Consider the following 20,328-nt stretch of genomic DNA (forward strand, 5'->3'; position numbering starts at 1 on the left):
TTCCCTTTGGCCGGGTTATACCGCCTGTGAAGCGCCTTTCTTCTGTTCCTGCTGCTGCCCCTGTGCGGTCTCCGTCTGTGCGGCACGACGGGAAGTATCCCGGCGGATATCCGGATTCTCCTGGAAATATTGCAACTGTCCTGAATAGGGGTTGACTTTCAGGTAGGAGCTGAAGGACTGCCCGTTGTTTTTCAGCCCTTCGACAAGGATGGTCTTTCCATCCTGAAGGTTCGCCCTTTCCTGTGCCGTGAACACATGACCGTAAACCTCCGCCGGGATGCGTGGCGCCTGCTGCTCGTTGAACCCGTCCGGCGTGCGTGAATACATCGTCCTTCCGGTATTCATGTCCAGTTTGACAAACGAGGAGAATTCCTCTCCCGTACGTCCGATCATGTTTTCCAGATAGACCGCCTGTCCCTTGCGCAGGGTTTCCTTGTCCTCGGGTGTCAACTGCACATTGCATATTTCCTTGGGGATATAGATCTCCCCCGTTTCCGGGTTGTGGCGGGTGTAGTTCGGGCGTCCCGTTGTCTGGTCTATCGTGACAAATGAGGAGAATGTCCCGTTTCTGTTCTTGAACTTCATGTCCTCCACCAGGATGGTATGCCCCTCGCTGAGCATCTTTATCTGGGTGGGCGAGAGCGGCACGCCCCCGATGGAACGCTCGTTGAAAATCTGGTTTTTCGGGAAGATGAACTCCAGCCCCCTGCGCTCGGCGCTGTACTGGAGCGTGGCGTCGAACCCCTTTCCCGCCTTGGAGGTCATGCCCTCCACCTTGACGGGCTGTCCCTCCTTCAGCAACCTGATTTCCTCGTCCGTAAGCCTTACCCCGCTCACTTCCTGCGGGATGTAGACATGCTCCTGGCGGACAGCGACCAGCTCGTTGGTGTTCTTGTCGATGGAGATCAGGCAGGGGGTATATTCACTGCCACGCAGGTTGAGTTCCGCCACACGCCCCATGTTGCCGCTCTCACGCAGGTTCTTCTTGTCCTCCTCGCTGAAGTTGAATCCGAAATAAGGGCGTTCCAACTGCGGCTCCTTGCGTATGCCGTGAATGGCCAGTCCCACCTGTCCATCCTGTTGCGGGATGAGTGAGAGCCTTGCATCCAGTTTGGCTGTCAGCAAACCGGAAAGATGGATTGTCAGGGGCACCAGCTTGTTGGTCTTGTAGCCCTTCAGCATGGAATCAAGGAGTCCCTGCTGTTCCAGCGAAGCCTTTGAGATTCCGACCTTTTCCAACTCCTCCCAGTTGACCATGTTCTCATTATACCGGTAATGCGGTCCTTGCGACTCCTGCGGTTGCTGCTGTGCCGCCTGCTGTACCTCACTCTGTTGCAGGGGCTCCTGCGGTTGCGTTTCTTTTTTTGCCATTGTTGTCTCTTCTTGTCTGTTCGCACTTTGTTCCTTCTTGTTTTCTCTCGGACGGATTTCGTAGCGCTTGAGGAACTCTTTCACCGCGTCCGTCTGTTTTCCTTCCGCCAGGTCCTTGATGGCCTGCTTGTTCATCTTGTAGTCGTGGAAGGTCATGCGGAGAAGGCGGAAATGGGTCGGTTCCTTGAGCTGGCTCCAGAAATTCTTGATGAAATTTTCGAGAATGCTCGAATTCTTGTCGAATTTCAGGAATGAGTTCTCATTCTTCTCGTCCGCCGGGACTGTTTTTGCTTTCCCGTCCTTATCAATCTCGCTGACCACCTGCACACCATTTTTCGGGTCGCTCTTGTTATGGACCAGCATCAGTTCGGTGATTTGCTCCACCGGAAGTGCATCATTCTTAGCCTTCGGTTTTCGGGTCCGTTTAGGCTTTTCGTTCAGGTTCTTTTCCTGTGCCATACATTTTCCTTTTAGGGGTTAATAAATTGCTTTGACGCTTCAAATGTATAGGCTAAATTTGAATAAAACGCTGATTTTCAAAAAGGTGTCATCAGATGTCATCAAATGTCATCAGATGTCCGAAAAAGTGGTTTTCAGATGAGGGTGGAATGTCGGCGAACAGGGGGAAAGCCGGGCAAAAAGAAATATGCGACAAGAAAAAAGAGAAGCGGTATGTATGGCAGGAGAAGGAGCAGGCGGAACAAACAATGCGGAACCATGCAGAGCGGAGGGAGCTGAAGCCCCCTGTCTTCTCATGGCTTCTTTTATTTTTGCGAAAAGATTCTTGTGAGACCTATACCCCGAACGGTACATGTGGGATTTCGTGGGGTATGAGATATGCCTTCCTCAATATCCGATATTTTTTATCCATGCGTCACGTCGGTCGCAGTTTGCCCCTGTAATCGTTTCTCAAATCGAATTTGGATTGCCGCCGCATTCTTTTTCGTGAAAATTTTCCACGGCGAAGCCGCAAGGAAAATTTTCACGAAAAAAGTGTAGGAAATGCGGCTGGCAAGACAAATTCGATTTTCCTTTGATGAAGGGGGAAACTGTTCTGGCAATATCCATCCGCCTGTCCTCTTAACACATTATTTGCTAATACCATGTATGCTCATTTTTTTATAAAGGGTGGGGCGGCTTATTCCCAGCAACGCCGCCGCTTGTGTCAGGTTTCCTTTGGATATGGATATTGCCGTCTTGATTTGTTCAATGTTCCTTTTCTCGTCTTTCTGCAAACATTTGTCTATCTTTTTTTTCTTGGCAGAATTCGGAGCATCCGTTTCCGTCTGTTTCAACCGTAAAAAATCGGGAGTTATCAAATTTCCTTTGCATATCAATACCGCCGCATAAACAACCTGTTTCAACTGCCTGACATTTCCCGGCCAGCTATACCCCAACAGCATTTCTTTTGCCGGTCCGTCAAAACCCACCACCTCTTTCCGGAGTTCCGCACAAGACTGTTCCCTGAAAAAATCCGCCAGGGGAAGTATGTCTTCCAAACAATTTTGCAGCGCAGGTACGGTAATCGTAAAGTCATGGAAACGATACAACAAGTCTTTGCGGAAACGTTTCTCGGCCACCGCCTGGAACAAGTCCTCGTTGGTTGCCGCGATGATACGCACATCCATCCGCCTGTCCTGTTTCCCGCCCACCGGACGATAGCTCCGTTCCTCCATGGCACGCAACAACATCCGTTGTGTCTCTATTGAGAGATTCTCCACTTCGTCCATGAACAAGGTGCCTCCCTGCGCTTCCAGGAAATACCCCGCCTTTTCCTCGGTAGCCCCTGTGAAGGCTCCCTTGACATGGCCGAAAAAGGCGGAAGCGGCCAGATCTTTGGACAAACTGCCACAGTCAACCTTAATATACGGTTTGTTGGCTCTGAGACTCCTCCTGTGTATCTTATTTGCCAGATGTTCTTTTCCGGTTCCCGTGTTCCCCAGTATCAACACTGTCATGTCTGTTGGTGCAACCAGGTGGATATATTGGTTCAATTCGCAAAAAGAGGCACTCCTGCGTTCGTAAATCACTTTGGAAAAAGTATCGTTTGCCGCTTTTATCTTTCTTATGGCGGGTAACAGCTTGTCTTCAACCAGTGGTTTGAGGATAAAATCCTCCGCACCTAATTTCATGGCATGGACGGCAGAATGTATCTCCTCATAGTTGGTCATCATTATGAACGGATGCATGTACCCGTTATCCCTCATCCATTTCAACAAGGCGGTACTTTCCCCGTCCGGCAACCTTAAATCCGCCAATACCATATCATCCTCATGGATGGAACCCCTAATCATTTTTTTTGCCTGTGCCAGCCCGTGTGCCTTCATTGTCTTAAAGTCCGCCTTTTGCAAAAGACTACAGATATAGTCACAGAACAAGATATTATCCTCAATAACAATCACTTTCATAGATTTTCTTTGCCTGTTGTGCCAAATAAATTATTTCTTTTCCTTTATCCAATACTTTTTGAACAGTCCGTTTCAATTCTTCAACCGAAAGCTCCCCGGAACCCTGAAGCAGCGCAAACAATTCACGTAGCGGTTTACCGGCATGAATAATCTCCCATGAGCATGTCAGATGGTGTACCCACTCCTTCAGTGCCTCGTGATCATTCTTTTCCGCACTCTCAGCCACCGCCTCCATATCCTTTGCGGTTTCCTCAATCAAGGTATCAAGCATCGCCTTTTTGTCTCCATGCTCCAACAGAGTATGGAAATCAATTTGTTCCAACTGCCTTTCGTTTCCTAAGCATTCTGCGCATACCTGCAACAATTCCTCAGCCGAAAACGGTTTTTTCAAACAAGCCGAAAACCCCGCCTCACGCAGGTCTTCCGCCTTGCAGCTCCCCGAAGCGGTTGCCGCTATGACCGGAATGCTCCTTGAATTTCCCACTTTTGCCATGCGCAGGAGTTTCAGCACCTCAAACCCGTTCATCTGTGGCATTTTCAAATCCGTAATCAACAGGTCATAGCTTTGGCAACGTACATGTTCCATCAAGTCACGTGTATTCTCACATACCGTACAAGTGACTCCATGATGCGCGAACATTTCCCTGATCGCAGCCAACAAGACGGTGTCATTGTCCAATACCAGAACCGTAAACGGCTGTATGGGAATCCTGTCCTTGTCGTTGCCGTTCACACTTTCCTCTGCCACAGGCAAGGGCAAGTAGACAGTAAAACGGCTGCCTACACCTTTCCGGCTTGTCAGCTCTATCCTGCCTTCCAGCAACTCGACCAGGCTTTTGACTATTGAAAGCCCAAGGCCGACCCCTTCTTCCGCAATCGCGTTGGGAAGCCGTTCGAATGCCGTAAAAATACGCGCCTGCTCCTCGTCATCCATACCGGTTCCGGTATCTTCCACCGTAAGCGCCAATATCCCTTTTTCAAATCGCGTACGTAATGTCACCGTTCCCTGTTCTGTAAATTTAATCGCATTTGACAACAGGTTGCTCCCTATCTGGATTATTCTTTTTTTATCCCCGACAACAACCGCATCCCCGGCACTTTCCATGTTTAAGGACAAGTTCTTTCCTGCCGCCAACGGCAGGAAATCCGTTTCCAATACTTCAATGACAGAGCATAACCTGAACGGGGCGGGACTGGCTTTTTCCTTGCCGCTTTCCAAACGGAAAAATCCCAGCAGGGCATTCAGCATGGAAGCCATATATTCTGCCACCTGCCGTATATTTTGGTTATACTCCTTACGTTTCAACGTCCTCCTCTCCGTGGCAAGCAATTCCGCATAGCTGCTGATGGTGGCAAGCGGAGAACGTAAATCGTGCGTCACCGCCAGCATGATTTTTTTTCTTGCTTCAATCAGCTTCTTGTTTTCAACGACAGTCTGCCTCAACTGCCGGACCGTATCCTCCAATCTTCTTTTATAGCGGTTTATGCGTATCATATACCTGTGTATAACCAGATAAGACCCTACTAATAACAGTATCATGAATGCCGTCAAACCAATGACTACGGCAAATGATTGTTTCTCAGCCTTTGCAATCCTATCTTCCCGTTTCTTCAGCTCTGTTCTTGCCGCCTTGTCCATGTGTACAATCATCTGCTGTAGCTGCCTGTTCAACATTCTGTTCTTTCCGGCTAAATAGTTCGTCTGCTCAGCCAGTTCCCGGGTATATGCCTGATGTTCGCCCACTACCTTTTGGTTGAGTGCATAAAGCATGGAAGCCGTGGAGGGGGAATCCGCCTTATCACGTTTTCTGAACAGCCTCTTCAGCAATCCCCCCCTTTTATTGGTTTCCCGTTCACTTTGTCTGGCAATAACCGGAATTTGTGCCGCAATTTCCTGACTGACCTCTTCCTGTTTATGCACCAGAGATATGATTTTTTGCATATACAGTTCCTTGTCTTTCCATAAAGTACGGATACTGTCCATGTGTGAGTTGGGATTGCTGTTGTTAAATTCATATAACAAGCTGTCAATATGCTGTTTCCGTTTGTGGAATGTAAGAAAATCCTGCTCGTTCCATTCCATGAAGGTTTCACACAATAAAGAAAGGCTAAGCATTTCCACATATATATCATTCATGTCATGTTTCTGACGGTTGATTCCCCGGACTTCCACTTCCCGGGCCTTCATCTCTTTCCATTCATGGATACCGGCGTATACAATACAGCTTATGATTATAATTTTGGTGATGTACCCGACCGCTATTGGGGCGAGAAGAGGTTGCGAACATAAAGATTGTCCCAACAATTTATTCCAGCTTTTCAATTATCTACTTCCTTTTCTGATTAGTTATACTCAATTAAAAATCCTTTGCAAAATAAACCGACCAGTCGGTTTGTTTTGCAAAGATAAGTTTTTTCCAAGAATAATGAAAGGAGAATTTGTTTCAGCAAATGATATTTAACAGCTTATCTGCCTAAAGGCCAATGTTATGGCTCAAAAAAGGGAAAGAAATACAAACGTTGAGATTACATTTTTAAGAACATACCCAAAAACGTCTTACCGATGGAGGTGTTCAATATCTGCCTGCTGAATTCCACAGTATCGTTTACACACATCTTATGGTTGCAAGCCATATTTGAAAGGAAGTCCTGTTCCTTGGCAAAAAGTTCCTGGTACATTTGAGAAAAATCGTCCATATACTCGTGGGCGGAAGATACAAACTGCATATAATGCATCAAGCCATTACCATTCAATTGTTCAGGAAAACTGTTTATCACCCGTTCTATCGGATTCCGGTACAGCCTTAGAAACTCATCCCAATTCTTTTCTACTGCTGAGCCTATTTCGGTTGGAAGTTGGGATGCAGGAAAAAAACACATTTTCACAACCGCGTCCACCAACAATCTTTTGGAAGGGAAATAATGAATGACGGCCCCCTTGGATTTATGCACGGCAAACGCCACATCACAAAATGAAGTTTGTTTCATACCTTTCGCGATGAATAACCTATACGCCTCCTTAATAATCCTTTGTTTCAAGTTCGGGTTCATCTTACAGCTATATTACAGAAGAAATAGCACAGATGCAATCAACAACCCAAACGTGGCAGTGGAATGCCTAGAGATGAAGCTGACGCACCTGTGCTATATATCTTAATATAGCGCAAGCTGTCATATTCCATCTTATCTCTTTGAAATTTTCCACTTTTCGTTTGAAAGATGATATATGATACTATACTATGTCGTTTTTATCTGCGCAAAAATACGCTATTTATCGTTTATTTCCAAACTTAAACCACACTTAATAATACAGTTCCATAAGAAAAACGCCCACTTTCAGGAACAAGCAGTAATATTTTTTCTCCGGATTTGAGTTTACGGGTAGAACTAAATTCATCCAAGGCAGCCAGTATCGCTGACGATCCGATGTTTCCCACCCAGGTAAGATTGGTAAACCACTCTTTTTTGTACAATTCAAAACTTTCGTTTTTCATCGCTTCTATGAGATTGTTATAAATAACCATTGACGAAGAGTGAGGTATTACATAATCCACATCTTCAGAACTCATACCATGTTTATTCAAGCATGATTTAATATGTCTAATCCATAAAGGCATCAACTTCGTTCCTAAAAGTTTAATATCCTGTTTGATAACCATGAGGGACTCATTGACCAATCCCTGACTTTCGAAAGATTTCCAGCTTTTCAGTTCGCCGTCCTCTCTCCGGACAGCTCCGGCGAACATACAGGTAGGCGTTTCATTGGCATACGAATCCATTTCTATCCATTCAATCTTTAAAGATACGCCTTTTTCTCCCGGATGATTTTCCAATAACGCACAACTCGCACCATCGCTTAACATAAAGCGCAGGAAGTCCTTTTCCAAAGCCATATATGGATTGGTGCCCAAATTGCAGCATCTTTCATATTCGATGTCGAAGTTTTTGGACAAAAGCATGGCTGACACCAATTCAGATGTACTACATATTGCATTCTGTTTTTCTGATGCGGCTATACTCAGATAAGCTATTTTCAATGCTTGCAGACAAGACAGACAAACTCCGGCAGAAGAGAATATTTCAACAGGCTCTTCCCAAAGCCCATGTACCATAGACGCATGGGAAGGTAGAATCTGGTCAGGAGTAGCAGTAGCACAAGCAAGCAACTCAATATCCTTCTGACCCTTATCGGTTAATGCCAGCAACTTTCGTATAGCCAGCATCGCCATTTCCGCATTTGTATGGGTGATTTTCTGATTTTTGTTTAAGGCATAGTATCGCCGTTTGATACCATTTTGCTTTAAAACTATTCGTTGCACTTTGGAATGTTTTCCAGAAATGAGACCCAAAAACTCTTCCATTTCATCATTGGAAACAGGAGAGTTCGGAAAGAAGCTTGCCAGCCCAGTAATAAAAACATCTTTCTTCATTAGTTCAATTTTTAATTAGTTCATATTGATTATAAAGAACTGCTTTCAGTTCTTCTATTCGCAATCCATTCACCAATGCATCTTGAAAACATTTCCCAAACAGCAGGATTCGAAATGTCAAGGCCAATATAGAAGGATTAACATCGGATCTTATTTCTTTGGTTTCAACAGCTCTCACAAATATTCTTTCCCACAATTTTATTTCCTTATTTGTTATTTCGTTGAAAGCCCCGTTAAATCCCGGATAGAAATATTCTGCCTGCAAAATCAAGTTAAGATATGCACGTGTAATATTGGTCTTCTCTTTTTCTATGAGATAGACTTTCATTGCATCCATCGTTTCCTCCACCCTCTTTATGTAATAATCAATAAATTCAAGCAGAGAGGTATGAGATATATCCTTGAACTTATTTTTGGCATCTTGTTTGTGGAAAATGTAAAAATCGATTACATCAATGAACAGTTCCTGTTTGCTTGGATAATGATACGACATACATCCTCTTGATAAATTCAGACTTTTTTCTATTTCCTTCAGGGGAACTGTGTTGTAATCTTTTGTCAGAAACTGTTTGTATGCAGCTTCCCTGATTAATCTTTTTGTTTCTGAGCCTTTTACTCCTTTCATAACCTTGTTTTTTAGTATCATACAAAAGTAGGTCTTTTGAGTGAAAACACGTTCATTTTTAGCATTATTAAATATGTCCTACCCAATTATCCTTAAATCATTTATGACTATAAATTTCCGTTTATGAAATAAATACGAACGATGCCTTTTTCCCTTTTTTCTTATACATATATTATTTTTTTCTTATATTTTAGGACAAATTATAGGAATAGCCTATTTGGCTCAAAATCTAAAAATGGAAGTTGGATCTTTACACTGGAATGAAGAAAAGAGAATTCTTAAAGAAAATAAGTCATTTTGTGTGAGTAGTACTATTTCTTGTGCTTTACAATGGTCTGTACCTTTAGCTCCAATGTTTGTAGGCAAAGCAATTTATGGAACTGGAGTTATAGGTATTTATTTCTTTATAGCTCAATCTATTCAGGCACCTATCGCTATAATTAGGCGTTCTATTTTAAATATAGTTACTTCTGAATTGAATAATACCATTATATTTAACTCTATATTCAAACCTTTGTTTTTTAAGTATTATAGATTATTCTTCTTTTTATTCTTTGCTGTTATTACAAGCTTATTTTCTATAACATATTTTTATGGAGAACAAATGATTGGTTTTGTGTTTGGTGAGCAGTGGAAATTGGGTGGTACATTTTTATGCTTTATGGTTGTATATTATATTTTTGACTTATTTCTTCAACCTTTTTCGCATTTACTCAATTTGTGGGGATATTATAAATATACTTATTCTATTCAAACTATTCAATTTTTAATTATTTATTTAATTTCTTTACTTGCTGGATATTTGAATTTACCTTTTCAAATATATTTGTGTTTACATTATAGTTTTATTATATTTTGTTATGTCTTGACTTTGTTTTGTGTTTTTTATTGTTCAAAGAAGCCAAAAATAGATCATTAGTGATATTATGATAACATCAATAATGTTGAACTCCTTATCGCTATTACTTACTTTTTATGTAGGTATAAATTCTTTTTTTAGAAAAAAGCTGTATTTTATGGGAGTATTTGTATTAATATATTCTATTTTGTTTTGCTTTGTACCTATTATTAATAATATTCTTATAGGACCGGCGATGTATCATCCGGAAGCTCTTGATGGAATAATAACTGATATAAGAATCTATAATTATTACTCTATAATAAATTTTTTATATGCTTTAAGTATTGTTTTTGTCTACATTCTGGTTTTTAATAAGAGTCTTAAAAAAAAAACGGATGAAAATGTTTTAACAGTTAAATATAATTATAGCTATATTTCTGGATGTATTTTTATAATTGGTGTCATTCTCTATATATATTCTACAGGTTTTAAAGCTACTTCATTAATTGAGTTAATAAAGGTAATTTTAGATGCAGGTAGAATGGCAGCATTTCAAAATGAAGGTTTTAGTTCGCTATTATTAAATATATCATTCTATCTAATGATTCTTATTGCCTATTATTCTTTTTCTTGTAGTAAAAAGAGAAATATATTTAGTATATTAGTATATGTTATGTTGATAATGGTGACTGTACTAATGGGAGGGAGGCAGTTTATAATGTTGGCATTGTCAGGCTATTTTTTTTATTATTATTATTCGAAAAATTATTCTTCACGGAAGGTGATTATATTTGCATGTATTGCGTTTACTTTTCTTGTGATGTGGCAGATATTGCGTGTAGGTATTTACGCTGGACATATGATAATAACTAAAGATGATATCAAAAATGTATTGTTATCGGGTGATTTTTCGTATTTTTACTATGCTTCTTTAGAGTCTATTCGCAAATATTTATATAATGATTGGTTATTTTTTGGAAATACATATCGAAATTTATTTTTCATGGTTATACCTCATGAATGGACTTTCGGATTAAAACAGCAAGACTTATCTGTTTATTTTGCTGATGCCTTTGGATCTTCTGGATTGATGATTCGAGATGGAAACTATCCTCCTGGTTTAATCGGATTATTTGTTCTGAATTTTGGTTTTTGGGGATGGCTTTTTGTTGGTTGGCCATTTTTATTTTTAATTTATATTTTAGAGTTTTTAAAACGGAGTAGTATAATATTTGTTGCATTTGGAGTTGTATATATACAGCTGATTTTGCAGTTTTCACGGGGGACATTGATGGGATTTTATCAAGTGTTTTTTTTGATAATAATATTATTTACATTTAGAACGATACATTATAATATAACCAAATATTATTTGCCTTTCAAATAAAATATCATTAAAATCGAAAATAAAAAGATACAAATATGAAAATCTCTTTTTTTTGTAAGACCAATAAACCGGATTCTCTACAATTGGTGGATTTTTATCGTCAGGATATAGAGGCTCTACAAGAATTGGATCCTCACCTTGTTATTGCGACTAAATGGCGTCAGATAGATTGGCATGCAGATATTATATTTGTGTGGTGGTGGACTTATGCTTTTATTCCTGTTTTGATAGCTAAGATTCTAAGAAAGAAAGTTGTGATAACAGGTACCTTTAATTATAAAGCACCTCAAGCTGCTATTGATTATTTTAGACGTCCTTTTTATCAACGATGCCTTATCCGTTTTTCAACACGTTGGGCTGATGCTAATATACTTGTATCTAAAAATGAATATGAAGCTATGACGAGAGAATGGGGGTATAAGAACCTTCTTTATTCTCCTCATGGGGTATATACAGAAAAATATACACCATCTATTCTTCCCAGAGGTGATTTCTTTTTTTCTATTTGTTGGTTACAAAAGACGAATGTTTATAGAAAATGTTTGTATGAATCCATAGAAGCGTTTAAAATTTTGCTCCCTTGTTATCCTGATTTACAATTTTGGGTAGCCGGACAAAAAGGCGATGCTTGGGATGAGCTTCAACAATTTATTGTAGGCTATGGTTTACAAGATAATGTAAAATTATTGGGTGAGATTTCTGAAGAAGAAAAAGTAGACCTTTATCAAAAATGTTTTTGTTATATACAACCGTCTCGATATGAAGGTTTTGGATTAGCTATAGCAGAAGCACTGAGTTGTGGTACTCCGGTAATAACGACAAGTGCCGGAGAGCTCGGTAATGTTGTAGGTGATGCAGGAATTATCTTAGAAAGCATAGAGCCCCAAGAAATTGCGAATAAAATGGAACAATTGATTCTTGGAAAGATATCTGTTGCTGAATTGAGTGAACGAGCTCGTAATCAGATAGAAACTAATTTCTCTGTAATAGAGCGAAAAGAATCTCTTAAAAAAATAATAAATAATATTTTATATAAATGAAAATGTCTTTAGGGAATATATACAATAAAATAGTATGTATCTCTCCTTATTTAGAAGTTTTAGTACGAAGATTCTACTGGAATAATGTTGAGACTTTTGCGAAATTTAAGCCTAAATTTAGTAATTCTCAAACTACTATTTCTGTGTTTTGCGAATTTGAACGAATACTTGAAGCATTAGAAAATTTAGGTGTAAAAAAAGGAAGTCTACTCATTGTACATTCATCATATGATGCCCTTGAAAGAACAGGACTCTCTCCTGATGAAATTATTGATGCATTATTGGAATTAATAGGTTGTGATGGAACTTTAGCTATGCCAGTAATTAGAAGATATAAAGAACAACCTAAAAAGGGAAAGGAATATATAACTTGTAATATGGATACTATTAAATGTACTTATAATGTACAACGATCACGAGTAGTAACAGGATTTCTTCCTTATTATATGATGTTGCGGAAAAATTGTGTTATTAGCCGCCATCCATTAAATCCTATGGCAGCAATAGGGCCTTTGGCCGAATTAATGATGAAAAATAACATAGAGGGTGAAAAACCTTCTCCTCATGGATCTAATTCTTCTTGGAAATTTTGTCTTGATAATAAAGCTATTGTGATTGGCCTTGGTGTTGATTTGGGGCATTATCTCACTATAACTCATGTTGCAGAAGAGGCTTATTCTGATTGGCCTATCATGGATTGGTATAGAGAACGTAAGTTTACAATTGTAGATCACGATTATACTAGAGACATTGTAGTACGTGAACGAAAGCCTAAATGGGGTACTATGTTTTTTGCAGAGCGTAATTTGAAAAAAAGACTTCTAAAAAAAGGTATTTTAAGAGTCTGTACTGTCGGTAATATAGATGTTTCGGCAGTTGATTCACAAGAATATATTAGTTATTTGAGGTCTATCAATGATAAAGGATTTCCTTATATTGTTCCTAAAAAGTACTTAAAAAAGGATGTTTAAAATCGTAAAAACTTTTAAGAGAATAGTACCTCTTTGCTTTTCAAATGAACAAGAGCTAATTTGTTATAGAAGAGGAACCATATGCAAACTCAATCTTGAAGAACAAAAGGTAGAGCCGTTAGCGAAATTACCTTTTAGCTGGAAACATAATATTGGGGCATATAGTCGGATATTGACTCGTTTAATGCGATTAGATGCAAGGTACGGTGTAAAACTGGACAAAAATAAATATATAGTAGTGCGGGATGGCGTTCTATACGAAGTTGATGAGAGTAGGCGTAGTTGCTCTACTGGCTTTCGGATGTTAAGAGGAACACGTCCTTTAAATATTGTTTATGTTGATGTTAAAGGTTTCGATAATGCCCTTTATTTTGGCGAGTATTTTGGAAATAAAACAGATCCAGTTGCTATATATAAACGCGTCGCAGAAGATCAGTGGGAAAAAGTTTATGAATTTACTTCTGGGGAAATAGGTCATATACATAATCTTATTCCTGATAAAAAGAATAATTGTATATGGATATTGACGGGAGATTTTGGAAAAGCTGCTGCTATTTGGATGGCTAAGAATAATTTTTCACAAGTAACTCCTATAATAAGGGGGGATCAATCCTGTCGTGCTTGTGTCGCTTTTCCCTTTGCTGGTGGGCTTATTTATGCAACTGATACACCTTTTTCTAAAAATAGTTTGAGGATGTTAACGTTGGATGAAGGGGAATGGAAAAGTTTTCCTTTGCAAGATATTAATGGGTCTGCTGTCTATTCTTGTTGTTACAGAAATGTTTTTTTATTTTCTACTGTTGTTGAGAATAATGGAGGTGAACCATTGCTTAGGAAAGTTTTTACATTAAAACGCGGGAATGGGATTATTGAAAATAGTTGCTTCATTTATAAGGTTGACTCGGAAAACAAACTTACTGTAGTTGGGAAGAATGCGAAAGATTTACTTCCATTTTTTCTTTTTCAATTTGGAGCAATGTGTTTTCCAACTGGAAAAAATGATACGGAATATCTTCCTGTATATAATATTGCTACCTGGAAACATGATCTCTCTTTAGTGCTATATAAATTGGAAAATGAAGAAGATTATTCTGTGGAATTTGAATAAATGAAAAGAGGAAGGATTAGCTTTAATATCGTTAAAGCTTACTTTGAGTGTAAAATTTAAATAATAAGAAAATGGAATTAAACAGTTTTATTGAAAAGTTTGCAGAACAGTTTGAAGAAACTGAACAGAATGTGTTAACTCCGGAAGTTCACTTTAAAGAACTTGATGAGTGGTCTTCATTAATGGCACTTGCTATTATAGCTATGGTTGATGAGGAGTATGGTATTCGTATTAAGGGAGATGATGTGAAAAAAGCTGAGACGATTATTGATTTATACAATATTATAAATAGTCGTTTGTAGAATGTATACCCCGTTTTCTTTATCTGGCAAGTCTATTTTAGTTACAGGTGCTTCATCGGGTATTGGACGTGCTATTGCAATAGAATGTGCTAAAATGGGAGCAGCTGTAATATTAACTGCTCGCAATGAGAATCGCTTGAAAGAAACTCTTTCACTTATGGATAACTCACAGGCAAAGCATACTATAATTTCTATAGATTTGTCGTCCGAAAGCCAAATCAATGAACTAACCGACTTTATTAAAGTGAGAATAGATGGTGTAGTTCAGTGTGCCGGACTTGTTATACCCAAACCTTTTCAGTTTATTTCTTCAAAAGACTTATCTACAATCATGGATGTCAATTATAAAGCTCCGGTATTATTATCGCAACAGCTTATAAAAAAGAGAAAGTTAAATAAGGGAGCTTCTATTGTTTTCATTTCTTCTATTTCAGGTGTTTTTATTTCTTATGTTGGAGGCGGTCTTTACTCTGGCTCTAAGGGAGCAATAAATGGTATTGTTAAGGCGATGGCTATTGAATTAGCCTCCAAGGCAGTTCGGGTAAATTGTGTTAATCCAGGAATGATTGATACTGACATAATGAGTGATGGGACTATAACCAAGGAACAATTATTTGAAGACACGAAGCGATACCCCTTGGGGAGATATGGTAAACCTGAAGAAGTGGCATATGCTGTAGTTTATCTACTTTCGGATGCTAGTCGTTGGGTAACAGGTACAAATTTATTAATTGATGGTGGATATACACTTCTATAGTTGTTATGAATAAGGTATATGTAAAACAGATTGCTTACTATTTGCCAGAACAAATAGTAACTAATGAGGATATTATCCGAGACTTCCCAGAATGGAGTGTTGATAAAATAGCTTCTAAAGTTGGTGTCAATAAGAGGCATATTGCTCAGATTAATGAAACAGCTATGGATATGGCTATTAGAGCAGCGGAGAAATTGTTTAATGACAAAGGAAATGTTTGTAAAGATGATGTCGATTATGTTTTGTTCTGTACTCAGAGCCCTGATTATATATTACCAACCTCTGCTTGTGTAATACAGGATCGCCTAGGGCTAAAAAAGACTATTGGAGCCTTGGATTTTAATTTAGGATGTTCAGGATATGTCTATGGATTGTCTTTGGCAAAAGGTTTGATAGTTGGTGGGATTGCATCAAACGTTTTATTGCTGACTGGCGAAACATATAGTAAGTACCTCCACCCAAAAGATAAAGGAAATAGAACCATATTTGGTGATGCTGCTTCTGCGACGATTATTAGTACTGAAGGAATTGCTGAAATTGGTAATTTCAGCTTGGGAACAGATGGTAGTGGTGCAAATAATTTAATAGTAAGATCGGGTGCAATGCGTATACCTTATAAACAAAATGATTTACACTTTGATGAGAATAATAATCCAATCTCTTCTGATCATCTTTTCATGAATGGAAGTGAGATTTTTACATTTACATTGGATAATGTTCCTCCTTTGATAGAAAGTACCTTAAATAAAAATGGATTGGTGAAAGAGGATGTTGATTTATTCGTTCTTCATCAGGCTAATAAATACATGCTTAATTTCTTAAGAAAGAAGATGAAAATAGCAGATGAACGTTTTTATTATTGTTTATCTGAGTTTGGTAACACAGTTTCTAATACGATCCCTCTTGCGCTGAAGCATGCTTTGGATACAAATGAAATAAAAAATAGTGACAATGTGCTTATTGCTGGTTTTGGTGTAGGATATTCTTGGGGAGGTACTGTACTTCGTTTTAAAAAATGAAATTAGATTTTTTGTTCTATAATTGGCAGAACACTTATAATGAGATTATGAATAAATAGTATTTATGAAACAAATCATTCAAGATATGAAATCCGGGCAAACTATGCTCGAAGAAGTTCCGTCACCACAAGTGAAGTCAGGCAGTGTATTAATTAAGACTTCAAGATCTTTGGTATCTTTAGGTACTGAACGAATGCTTGTAGAGTTTGGTAAAGCCAATTTGATAGAGAAAGCTCGTCAACAGCCGGACAAAGTAAAGCAAGTGTTAGATAAAATAAAAACGGATGGTTTGCAACCTACTTTGGAAGCCGTGTTTAATAAACTTGGGCAACCTTTACCTTTAGGTTATTGCAATGTAGGTACAGTTGTGGCTATTGGAAAAGGGGTTACAGAGCTAAAGGTTGGAGATAGGGTAGCCTCTAATGGCCAACATGCCGAATTTGTTTGTGTTCCTAAAAATCTGGTGGCAAAAGTTCCTGATAATGTATCGGATGAAGAAGCTGCATTTACAGTGATAGGTTCGATAGGATTACAAGGTATCCGATTGTTAAATCCGCAATTAGGAGAAACGGTAGTTGTAACAGGATTGGGACTGATTGGACTGATAGCTGCACAATTATTGAAAGCAAATGGTTGTAAGGTTATCGGAATAGATTTTGATGAAGAGAAAATACAATTGGCACGGGCAAAGGGGATTGTTGCTATAAATCCGGCTAAAGGAACAGATCCTGTAAAATTTGTAATGGAAGAGACTGATCAGATAGGTGCAGATGCTGTTCTGATAACTGCTTCTGCCAAAACGAATGATGTCATTCATCAGGCCGCTGAGATGTCTCGTAAGAGAGGACGTATAGTACTTGTCGGGGTGATAGGTCTCGATATACGCAGAGATGATTTTTATAAGAAAGAGCTCACTTTTCAGGTGTCATGTTCATATGGTCCCGGACGTTATGATGAGAATTATGAAAATAAGGGAATTGATTATCCGTTGCCTTTTGTGAGATGGACGGAGAAGAGAAATTTTGATACGATATTGCAAGCTATCTCAATGGGTAATTTGGACGTAAAGTCGTTGATTACGGAAGAGGTAGAATTGAAAGATTATAATTTGATTTATGGTGATATGCGTAAGCATGGCTCCATTGCTTCTATTATTAAATATCCGGAAGATACGGTAGCAGATTCTGTTATTGATGTGAACTCTTCTACTTTTTCGGCTTCTGCAGGTCAGATAGGGATAATAGGAGCAGGTAACTTTACTTCTGCAACAATGATTCCTGCTTTGATGAAAGCCAAAGCGAGGATAAGATACATTGCCAGCGCTCAAGGGTTATCTGCTAAAATATTGGCAAAGAAATCAGGTGCTTTGAAAGCGACTTCTGATTATAAAGAGATTTTGTCAGATAAGGAGGTAGATTTAGTAATGATTACAACCCGGCACAACTTGCATGCTTCTATGGTATTGGAATCATTGCAAGCCGGCAAAAGTGTTTTTGTTGAGAAACCTTTGTGCTTGACAGATCAGGAGTTGCAGGAAATTACAAATGCTTATAAAAAGGTTAGTGGAAAGGGTATTACATTAACTGTTGGGTTTAATCGTCGCTTTTCTCCTTTTGCTCAGAAAATGAAACAACTGTCGGGACAGGGAGTCAAAAATATAATAGCCACTATGAATGCCGGTTTTATTCCATCAGATGTGTGGGTGCATGATTTGGAAGTAGGAGGAGGGCGTATTATTGGAGAGGCTTGCCACTTTATTGATTTGTGTTCGTACCTGGCTGATAGTAAAGTTGTATCTGTTTGTATGAATTCGATGGGGGTAACTCCTGCTGAAAATACAGATAATGTGAGTATCATATTAAGATATGAGAACGGATCAAATGCCGTGATAAACTATTTTGCCAATGGTAGTAAAGCTTATTCGAAAGAAAGAATAGAAGTGTACTCACAAGAAAAAACGTTGGTTCTGGATAACTGGAGAGAGTTAAGAGGATATGGGTTTAAGGGGTTCAGCAAAATGAAAAGCACGATGGATAAAGGACACGCTGCTCAGTTTGCTTTGCTGAACGAAAGAATCATTAAAGGTGGAGAGGAACTGATTAGTTTTGATTCTATTCTTAATACTACTAAAGCTTCGTTTGCTTGTATCGAAAGTTTGAAGCAGAATAGCTGGATAGAGGTCAAGTGATGAATCGACTCAATCTCTACTCCCAAATATTGAAAAATATGGGAGGAAGATATTTTTTATTTCGTACCTCTTATGAAATGCAACGTAAATCGGGTTTATTACGGTTTAGATATCCGGTGAACTATACGTTGCAGAAGTTTTTTTCATTGGAGGAATGGAAAGAGAAAGCACTACCGTTCTTCTTTGATTCGTCAAAAGAGGTCTCATTCAGTAGCGTACATATAAATAATTTGGCTTCTGATTTCCATCGGGTTGTAAAAGGGGAGTGCTGTTTTTTTTCATCTGCATGGTATGATTTGGGTACTGATTATGATTGGGTGACTAATCCTGATACAAATTATAAATATGACGTATCCAAGCATTGGACAGAGGTGGAAGACATTGTACAAGAAGCCGGAGATATCAAGTATGTATGGGAGAAGTCAAGATTCTCATATCTCTATACGGTGATAAGATATGACCACTCAACCGGCGAAGATCATAGTCAGTTTGTATTTGATCAGATACAGGATTGGATTGATAAAAATCCTCTGAATTGCGGACCGAATTATAAGTGTAGTCAAGAGATTTCGTTAAGAGTTCTCAATTGGATTTTTGCTCTGTATTATTACAAATCATCTCCTCTTTTAACAGAAAGTTGTTTTCAGAAGATCATAAATTCCATATACTGGCAGATAAAGCACGTCTATGGTAATATTAATTTCTCAAGAATAGCAGTTCGTAATAATCATGCTATAACAGAGACATTAACGTTGTATATTGTAGGTTTACTTTTTCCATGGTTTCCGGATGCGAAGTTATGGAAATCGAAGGGAAAAAAGTGGTTCGAAAAAGAAATCGAATATCAGATAGCAGAAGATGGGACTTACCTCCAGTTTAGCATGAATTATCACAGGGTGGTGATTCAATTACTGACATGGGGCATTGCTCTTGCTCAAAGGAATGGAGAATGTTTTAGCGAACATGTCTATCAGCGCGCTTATCAATCTGTCAATTTTCTATATCAGTGCCAGGAATTATCAAATGGATATTTACCTAATTATGGTTCGAATGATGGAGCTCTGTTTTTTAAATTGAATGATTCGGATTATAGAGATTACCGTCCTCAGCTCGATGCTCTTCATTACCTGCTTACCGGTGAAAATCTTTATGATGATGTATATGAGGATAGAGGTTGGTATGCAAATAATCGGAATTGTATACATGCTGAATTTGCTCCTCTCAAGCAGAAGATAGGATGTTTCTCTTTTGATGTAGGAGGGTACTATTTGATACGTGAACAGGATACATTGACTTTTGTTCGTTGCGGTAAATATAAGGATCGTCCGGCACATGCAGATAATTTGCATATGGATGTTTGGTATAAAGGAGAAAATATATTGATGGATGGAGGTAGTTATAAGTATAATACGGATGCTTCGGATATCAATTACTTTATGGGGACCCAATCTCACAACACAATCATGTTGGGCAATAATAACCAAATGTTGAAAGGGGCAAGATTTATGTGGTTTTATTGGTCGCAAGCTTTAAAGGCCTCTATACAGGAGTTGGATGATTCTTATTGTTTTTCGGGAGTAGTAAGTTGTTTCAGGCAATTAGGACACGATATAGCTCATTCAAGAAAGATTATAAAGAAGAAAAATGCTCCGGAATGGATGGTTGAGGATATTGTTTTGAATAAACCTCAAGGGAGCAAAATACGCCAACTGTGGCATACCCAATCTTCAAGAATAGACTTTAAATCTATAAGTCATAATTACATTTCGTCCAAGGGTATGTACTCTGAATATTATGGACAAAAAAAAGAGAATAAAGAAATCGAATTTATAAGTGATTCAGAATCTAAATCTATAACAACAATTATTCAAGTGATTTAAA

General features: G+C 38.7%; 17 protein-coding genes. 11 read left to right on the plus strand and 6 right to left on the minus strand.

The genetic code is table 11. From position 1 onward, the window contains the following. Nucleotides 1–15 precede the first annotated feature (15 nt). The gene (locus ACESQI_RS16150) at nucleotides 16–1,830 is read right to left on the minus strand and encodes a DUF3945 domain-containing protein (RefSeq protein WP_287626691.1); all 1,815 of its coding nucleotides are present in this window, start codon (nucleotides 1,828–1,830) and stop codon (nucleotides 16–18) included. A gap of 95 nt (nucleotides 1,831–1,925) precedes the next feature. On the opposite strand from ACESQI_RS16150, the gene ACESQI_RS16155 reads away from it, so the two are divergent. Next, on the plus strand, nucleotides 1,926–2,273 hold the full coding sequence (locus tag ACESQI_RS16155; protein ID WP_005942693.1) for a hypothetical protein: 348 nt from the start codon (nucleotides 1,926–1,928) through the stop codon (nucleotides 2,271–2,273). Between the two features lie 186 nt (nucleotides 2,274–2,459). On the opposite strand, the gene ACESQI_RS16160 is transcribed toward ACESQI_RS16155, so the two are convergent. The 5 genes from ACESQI_RS16160 to ACESQI_RS16180 form a co-directional block, all read right to left on the minus strand. Next, on the minus strand, nucleotides 2,460–3,779 hold the full coding sequence (locus tag ACESQI_RS16160; protein ID WP_005942696.1) for a sigma-54 dependent transcriptional regulator: 1,320 nt from the start codon (nucleotides 3,777–3,779) through the stop codon (nucleotides 2,460–2,462). Further along, nucleotides 3,760–6,081, minus strand: coding sequence for a hybrid sensor histidine kinase/response regulator (locus ACESQI_RS16165; protein WP_373126572.1), 2,322 nt, complete (start codon nucleotides 6,079–6,081; stop codon nucleotides 3,760–3,762). Before ACESQI_RS16165 ends, ACESQI_RS16160 begins: the two co-directional genes overlap by 20 nt. A 224-nt stretch (nucleotides 6,082–6,305) precedes the next feature. Continuing rightward, nucleotides 6,306–6,830: a TetR/AcrR family transcriptional regulator gene (locus ACESQI_RS16170; protein WP_005942701.1), complete on the minus strand. Its 525-nt coding sequence runs from the start codon at nucleotides 6,828–6,830 to the stop codon at nucleotides 6,306–6,308. 239 nt (nucleotides 6,831–7,069) lie between these two features. Continuing rightward, nucleotides 7,070–8,209: a StlD/DarB family beta-ketosynthase gene (locus ACESQI_RS16175; RefSeq protein ID WP_005942704.1), complete on the minus strand. Its 1,140-nt coding sequence runs from the start codon at nucleotides 8,207–8,209 to the stop codon at nucleotides 7,070–7,072. Nucleotides 8,210–8,213: 4 nt separating this feature from the next. Beyond that, nucleotides 8,214–8,834 (minus strand): TetR/AcrR family transcriptional regulator, encoded by a 621-nt coding sequence (locus ACESQI_RS16180; RefSeq protein ID WP_005942707.1) that lies wholly within the window; start codon nucleotides 8,832–8,834, stop codon nucleotides 8,214–8,216. 235 nt (nucleotides 8,835–9,069) lie between these two features. On the opposite strand from ACESQI_RS16180, the gene ACESQI_RS16185 reads away from it, so the two are divergent. From ACESQI_RS16185 to ACESQI_RS16230, 10 genes are all read left to right on the plus strand, one after another. Next, a complete protein-coding gene (locus ACESQI_RS16185; RefSeq protein WP_373126555.1) occupies nucleotides 9,070–9,753 on the plus strand; it encodes a hypothetical protein in 684 nt (227 codons plus the stop codon). 97 nt (nucleotides 9,754–9,850) lie between these two features. Next, entirely contained in the window at nucleotides 9,851–11,062 is a 1,212-nt protein-coding gene (locus ACESQI_RS16190) for an O-antigen polymerase (protein WP_373126556.1), read from the plus strand. Nucleotides 11,063–11,097: 35 nt separating this feature from the next. Next, a complete protein-coding gene (locus ACESQI_RS16195) occupies nucleotides 11,098–12,102 on the plus strand; it encodes a glycosyltransferase family 4 protein (RefSeq protein WP_373126557.1) in 1,005 nt (334 codons plus the stop codon). Then, nucleotides 12,099–13,073: an AAC(3) family N-acetyltransferase gene (locus ACESQI_RS16200; RefSeq protein ID WP_373126558.1), complete on the plus strand. Its 975-nt coding sequence runs from the start codon at nucleotides 12,099–12,101 to the stop codon at nucleotides 13,071–13,073. Before ACESQI_RS16195 ends, ACESQI_RS16200 begins: the two co-directional genes overlap by 4 nt. Then, a complete protein-coding gene (locus ACESQI_RS16205) occupies nucleotides 13,066–14,181 on the plus strand; it encodes a hypothetical protein (RefSeq protein WP_373126559.1) in 1,116 nt (371 codons plus the stop codon). Before ACESQI_RS16200 ends, ACESQI_RS16205 begins: the two co-directional genes overlap by 8 nt. A gap of 71 nt (nucleotides 14,182–14,252) precedes the next feature. Beyond that, nucleotides 14,253–14,483 (plus strand): acyl carrier protein, encoded by a 231-nt coding sequence (locus tag ACESQI_RS16210; protein ID WP_373126560.1) that lies wholly within the window; start codon nucleotides 14,253–14,255, stop codon nucleotides 14,481–14,483. Nucleotide 14,484: 1 nt separating this feature from the next. Further along, on the plus strand, nucleotides 14,485–15,240 hold the full coding sequence (locus tag ACESQI_RS16215) for an SDR family NAD(P)-dependent oxidoreductase (protein ID WP_373126561.1): 756 nt from the start codon (nucleotides 14,485–14,487) through the stop codon (nucleotides 15,238–15,240). Nucleotides 15,241–15,245: 5 nt separating this feature from the next. After that, on the plus strand, nucleotides 15,246–16,259 hold the full coding sequence (locus ACESQI_RS16220) for a ketoacyl-ACP synthase III (protein ID WP_373126562.1): 1,014 nt from the start codon (nucleotides 15,246–15,248) through the stop codon (nucleotides 16,257–16,259). A 64-nt stretch (nucleotides 16,260–16,323) separates the two neighbouring features. After that, entirely contained in the window at nucleotides 16,324–18,447 is a 2,124-nt protein-coding gene (locus ACESQI_RS16225; RefSeq protein ID WP_195449461.1) for a bi-domain-containing oxidoreductase, read from the plus strand. Continuing rightward, entirely contained in the window at nucleotides 18,447–20,327 is a 1,881-nt protein-coding gene (locus ACESQI_RS16230) for a heparinase II/III family protein (RefSeq protein ID WP_278512888.1), read from the plus strand. The genes ACESQI_RS16225 and ACESQI_RS16230 overlap by 1 nt, the downstream gene beginning before the upstream one ends. Nucleotide 20,328: the final 1 nt, after the last annotated feature.

Source organism: Bacteroides sp. HPS0048 (assembly GCF_964240755.1).
Lineage (GTDB): Bacteria > Bacteroidota > Bacteroidia > Bacteroidales > Bacteroidaceae > Bacteroides > Bacteroides nordii.

Bases quoted from the DNA above. Each gene is read 5' to 3' on its own strand.
- ACESQI_RS16175 (WP_005942704.1), bottom strand. From the start codon at position 8,209: ATGAAGAAAGATGTTTTTATTACTGGGCTGGCAAGCTTCTTTCCGAAC.
- ACESQI_RS16225 (WP_195449461.1), top strand. From the start codon at position 16,324: ATGAAACAAATCATTCAAGATATGAAATCCGGGCAAACTATGCTCGAA.
- ACESQI_RS16170 (WP_005942701.1), bottom strand. From the start codon at position 6,830: ATGAACCCGAACTTGAAACAAAGGATTATTAAGGAGGCGTATAGGTTA.
- ACESQI_RS16230 (WP_278512888.1), top strand. From the start codon at position 18,447: ATGAATCGACTCAATCTCTACTCCCAAATATTGAAAAATATGGGAGGA.
- ACESQI_RS16200 (WP_373126558.1), top strand. From the start codon at position 12,099: ATGAAAATGTCTTTAGGGAATATATACAATAAAATAGTATGTATCTCT.
- ACESQI_RS16190 (WP_373126556.1), top strand. From the start codon at position 9,851: ATGGGAGTATTTGTATTAATATATTCTATTTTGTTTTGCTTTGTACCT.
- ACESQI_RS16220 (WP_373126562.1), top strand. From the start codon at position 15,246: ATGAATAAGGTATATGTAAAACAGATTGCTTACTATTTGCCAGAACAA.
- ACESQI_RS16180 (WP_005942707.1), bottom strand. From the start codon at position 8,834: ATGAAAGGAGTAAAAGGCTCAGAAACAAAAAGATTAATCAGGGAAGCT.
- ACESQI_RS16185 (WP_373126555.1), top strand. From the start codon at position 9,070: ATGGAAGTTGGATCTTTACACTGGAATGAAGAAAAGAGAATTCTTAAA.
- ACESQI_RS16205 (WP_373126559.1), top strand. From the start codon at position 13,066: ATGTTTAAAATCGTAAAAACTTTTAAGAGAATAGTACCTCTTTGCTTT.
- ACESQI_RS16150 (WP_287626691.1), bottom strand. From the start codon at position 1,830: ATGGCACAGGAAAAGAACCTGAACGAAAAGCCTAAACGGACCCGAAAA.
- ACESQI_RS16155 (WP_005942693.1), top strand. From the start codon at position 1,926: ATGTCATCAAATGTCATCAGATGTCCGAAAAAGTGGTTTTCAGATGAG.
- ACESQI_RS16215 (WP_373126561.1), top strand. From the start codon at position 14,485: ATGTATACCCCGTTTTCTTTATCTGGCAAGTCTATTTTAGTTACAGGT.
- ACESQI_RS16160 (WP_005942696.1), bottom strand. From the start codon at position 3,779: ATGAAAGTGATTGTTATTGAGGATAATATCTTGTTCTGTGACTATATC.
- ACESQI_RS16210 (WP_373126560.1), top strand. From the start codon at position 14,253: ATGGAATTAAACAGTTTTATTGAAAAGTTTGCAGAACAGTTTGAAGAA.
- ACESQI_RS16195 (WP_373126557.1), top strand. From the start codon at position 11,098: ATGAAAATCTCTTTTTTTTGTAAGACCAATAAACCGGATTCTCTACAA.